Genomic DNA, 456 nt, shown 5'->3' with positions numbered 1-456 from the left:
TCAGCCTGAGCGGGATTGAGAGATCACTTTTGAATCCCGCTCAGGCTGAGCTTGTCGAACGGAGCCAAGCCGCGCGCAACATCAAAAAGGGTGATTTCAGGCCGCACTCCAGAGCCCCCAAAAGCAGCGATTTCAAATCACCGCGCGGCTGGGGATAACTGGCCGGAAGCGAAGATCATGACCTGAAAAAATTAGTTTTCAAGACTTGTTGTGCGCTGCGGAATATACCAGATTTCACTCAAGACAACGGCCTTCGGGATACGCGCCCGGGAGCAGCCGAAGTCCCAGCCGCGAAAGCGGCGCACTATGGCTAAACAGCGCGAAAGGAGGTGATCCGATGTCTCATGGTTCAGCAGAGAGGTCGGCAATTCCCGTCGCGAGGCATTATCGCTGATAAACAAGCGATAAAGGCTTCGCTGGCGGCACTTCCCGGCCGCTGACCATGCGAAGGGCCGT

The 456-nt window shown here is 56.1% G+C and carries 1 protein-coding gene; it reads right to left on the bottom strand.

Annotation, left to right across the window (positions count from 1 at the left end):
- Positions 1-191 precede the first annotated feature (191 nt).
- On the bottom strand, positions 192-456 hold a 265-nt coding region (locus ACYPYD_RS23835; RefSeq protein ID WP_459665915.1), incomplete at its 5' end, for a hypothetical protein.

The organism is Novosphingobium sp. 11B, from assembly GCF_054589055.1.
This window is presented reverse-complemented; position numbering and strand designations above follow the sequence as displayed.